Origin of the sequence: Methyloceanibacter sp. (genome assembly GCF_035650995.1) — a bacterium.
Taxonomy (GTDB): Bacteria; Pseudomonadota; Alphaproteobacteria; order Rhizobiales; family Methyloligellaceae; genus Methyloceanibacter.
Genome location: NZ_DASRGO010000179.1, coordinates 1 through 3,565, shown reverse-complemented (window position 1 = coordinate 3,565; position 3,565 = coordinate 1). Strand labels below are relative to the sequence as shown.

Annotated in this window: 4 protein-coding genes; 1 reads left to right on the top strand and 3 read right to left on the bottom strand. The window is 66.9% G+C overall.

The genetic code is table 11. From position 1 onward, the window contains the following. Positions 1 to 1,593: baseplate megatron protein TIM-barrel domain-containing protein (locus VFB18_RS13250; protein ID WP_324976127.1), on the bottom strand; the 1,593-nt coding region annotated here is incomplete at its 3' end. Next, on the bottom strand, positions 1,520 to 2,083 hold the full coding sequence (locus VFB18_RS13245) for a peptidase P60 (RefSeq protein WP_324976124.1): 564 nt from the start codon (positions 2,081 to 2,083) through the stop codon (positions 1,520 to 1,522). The genes VFB18_RS13250 and VFB18_RS13245, both read right to left, overlap by 74 nt. A 108-nt stretch (positions 2,084 to 2,191) precedes the next feature. Here VFB18_RS13245 and VFB18_RS13240 point away from each other — a divergent pair, with 108 nt between their 5' ends. Next, positions 2,192 to 2,890 (top strand): cupin domain-containing protein, encoded by a 699-nt coding sequence (locus tag VFB18_RS13240; protein ID WP_324976121.1) that lies wholly within the window; start codon positions 2,192 to 2,194, stop codon positions 2,888 to 2,890. Here the strand turns inward: VFB18_RS13240 and VFB18_RS13235 are convergent. Next, on the bottom strand, positions 2,891 to 3,565 hold a 675-nt coding region (locus VFB18_RS13235), incomplete at its 5' end, for a DUF2163 domain-containing protein (RefSeq protein ID WP_324976118.1).

The following is a 3,565-nucleotide window of genomic DNA, read 5'->3' as shown; positions in this document are numbered from 1 at the left end:
ATCGACGAAGGGAAAGGTGGAGGCGCTCGATCTCAGCGTGGTGGCGCCCCGCATCTCCGAGCCGATGATGAAGGCATCCACCCCACCGGCCGCTTCGCAGAGATGGGCGTAGTGCAGAATGAAGCGGCGGAACGACCATTCTTCCGGCCCGGAATAGAACACGGTGTCGCCCGAAATTTCGAAATCTCCTGGCGCGGCGCTGCCGACGAACGATGCGACCTGCGTGGCGCAGGCCGCCGTCTTGTCCACGCTGCCGGCGACACCAGGCGCCGGGTCGCAGGTGATGCGCCCGCGCCAGGGATAGGGCGGCTGGCCCGTCGCACCGCTATAGGGATCGGGCAGCGAATTGCCGTCCGCTACATCCATCGAGATGAACGGGTAGAAGGTGACGCTAAACCCACGCGCCTTGAGATCGCGGATCGCCGAGACCACCGCCTTGTCGGCCGGCGTTCCGCCATAGGCCGGCCTCCCGTCGATCTCGGACACGACATAGGCCTCCTCGCGCACGATCCCTCCGACCGACCAGGCGTAAGGCTGCGTCGTCTTCTCCGGCACCTCGACACCCGGCCGGATTTCGCAATGGCTGATGCGAAGGTCCGTGCCGAACCAGCTCACCATCAGCGACACGTGCCCGACATTGGGCAGCTGATCCTCGAGCTGCCCGATCGCGACCTTCCAGTCCGTGCCGCCCTGCGCCGTGTGCAGGTTCTCCGAGATCGTCTGTCCGGCGGCGATACGAATGACGCTGTCGTCCTCGTAGACGAACTCGCCGGCGCTCGGAATCAGGGTCACAGCTCGCACCAGCGTCTCGAAATCGTCGACCGCGCGGAACACCTCGAAATTGAGCTGGGGCAGGCGATTGCCAAAGGCCGCGAGCGGCAGATTCTCGAACACGACATAGGCCGTGCCGCGATAGGCGGGCGCGGCGGTGCTGCCGCCTTCCTTGCCCGCGATCAGGCCGTCGATGACCTGGGCCTCGTCGCCGCGATAGACCCTGATCGTAAGGCCGGACTGATCGAGCTCCTGTCCGTCGGCCCAGATTCGCCCGACGCGGGTGATCTCTCCTTCGCACAGCGCGTAGGCCGCGTTCGCGTAGTAGCGGTACTCGATGCTCCTGACCGTCTCGCCCTGAGGAACGCTCGGCTGATCGAGATTCTTGCCCCCCTTCGCCTGTCCGCCGCCTGTGGTCTGGGTGGCGACGATCACCTCTTCCCTGAAGCGCGTGGCCCAGATGAGCTGACCCGGCAGCCGCATGCGGCCATAGACGCGCGGCAGCGGCGCGCCCTCGCTCGAAGCGCCGAGCTTGAGGTCGAACAGCCTCGGGCCCTGATCGATGCGCGTCTGGCCTGAGCCCGCGGCGAGCGGACCGAGCAGGGCCTGGTCGATGACCGCCCCGCCGACTGAGCCGAGCGCGCTGCGAGCGCTGCGCCCGTGAGCGTCGTGCCGAGAATGGAAGCGCCGCCAGGCAGCAGCGCGCCGCCGATCGCGCTCCCCACCGCCCCAAGAACCAGTGTTGCCATTAATGTGACTCCCCCTCTCCCCTTTGGGGAAAGGGCTGGTGTGAGGGGGACCGCGGATGATCTGCCCCCTCACCCGGCGTGCGCTGCGCGCCAACCTCCCCCCAAAGGGGAGAGGTTGTGTCTACTCCCGGAAAGCTGAAGGCCGCGACGGCTCGGCGCCGCCACCACAGCCCGAGCGTGATCTCGACCACGCCGAGCCCCTCTTGCGCATGGATCAGGCCACAGCCGCTCCCGTCACCGAGCGTGAGTATCCCCGCATGTTTCGCAACGCCTCGGTCGCGCATGCGGAACACGAGCACATCGCCCGGCCTCGCCTCGCCTACACCATCAAGCTTCACGAGATGCCGCGAGGCCGCTGCAAGCAAAGTCTCCGACCCCGTGGCGCTGCCCCAGTCCGGCGTGTAGGGCGGCATGGGTTCCGGCTCCTCGCCGTAAAGCTCGCGCCAAACTCCTCTGATCAGGCCAAGGCAGTCCGCGCCCGCCCCGCGCAGGCTCGCCTGATGGTGATAAGGCGTGCCGAGCCAGTTGCGCGCGGCGGTAACGATCGCGTTCCGTGTAACCATGACAGCGAAATGACGTTGGATGGGGCGCCGAGCGTGTTGCCTTGCCGCCCTCATGTGCCCGATAAAGTGTGCCGTCCTGTCTCATGTGGCTTCAGGGAGGGAGCCGCCATGATGAACGGCGATGACATGACGCCGATTGCCCGGCGCAACTTTCTGAAGCGCGCCGGCGTTGCCGCCGGGAGCGCGATGTTGACACCGTCGCTCGCGGCGGCCGGAGCCGAGGCCCCCGTGCCGACGCCGGATCAGCAGCCTCTGCTCGTCAATCCGGAGAAGCCTGTGCCGGAGAACATCACCGCCGACGAAATCAGGAAGCTGCTCAAGCTCGAGCCGAACGCGACCTGCGGCTTCGTGCGCGAGACCTACAGAAGCGCGCTTCAGATCGCGCCCGGCGGATTGCCGTCGCCCTTCGAGAAAGGGCGTCCCGCCGGCACCGCACTCTATTTCATGGTGACGCCCGACGCGCCGGTGAAGCTGCATCGCATCAAGAACGATCAGCTCTATCACTATTATCTCGGCGACCCGATCGAGGTTCTCCTGTTGCACGAGGGCGGCACGAGCGAGCTCGTGCTGGTCGGGCCGAACATTCCGGGCGGCGAGCTGGTGCAGCTCTTCATTCCGGGCGGCACGTTTCACACCGCGCGCGTCACCGGCAAGGCGCGCTGGTTCTTGGGCGCCAGCACCGAGTGGCCCGGCGTCGATCCCACGCAAGACGTCGAGATGGGCAATATCGAGAAGCTCGCGATCGAATATCCGGAAGCCGCCGCCGATCTGCGCACCTTCCCCCTCCCCGCCAAGCCTAAGGGGTGATCACCTGAATCGGCTGCCGCCGTCGTTGTTGCCCTGGCGGCTCGCGACCGACAGCATGAAGTCGTTGCCGGGCACGTGCGGGAAGCCCCGGAAGTTGGCGACGTTGGCGAACTTGGCCTGGCACGTCGAGAATTGCTTGTCGCAGCCGGCCACGATGCGGAACTGATCGCCCGCGGCGACCGCCTCGCTCATGCGCTGCCACAACTCGATCTTGACCGAGCTTGCGTCCTTGCTATGCACCCTGACTTGCGCCGCGCGCCCTTCATTGGCGCCCGAGAGCCAGGTGATGAGCCCGCGCGTGAACCAGCCGTTGGCGTAAGCGTCGAGCCCGCCCGCGACGAACTGGCGCGGCGAGCCGGTAAGGCTCGCGACCACGCCCGCGTCTGTGCGGTAGGCCGGCGTATCGAGATCGACCTTGCAGCGCGCGTCACCCAAATCGGCGTCGCAGGCGAACTGGATGATGCGCCCCTTGGGCTGCTGCAATTCGTGCGCGAGCCCCCTCACCTCGCAGCGGAAGTGACGCTGCCCGCGGCTGACCTCGCCGAGATTGCCGTAGCGCATGAGCACGCGCTGCGCGGGCTCCGCCCAGTTCACCCGGTAGATCTCGATCACCGCGTTGTCGTAGAGGCCGGCGGCGAGATCCCTCTCGTTCAGCCGCTCAGACTTGAGCGCGCC

Coding starts and splice junctions, on each gene's coding strand:
- VFB18_RS13245 (WP_324976124.1), bottom strand. CDS start 2,083: ATGGTTACACGGAACGCGATCGTTACCGCCGCGCGCAACTGGCTCGGC.
- VFB18_RS13240 (WP_324976121.1), top strand. CDS start 2,192: ATGATGAACGGCGATGACATGACGCCGATTGCCCGGCGCAACTTTCTG.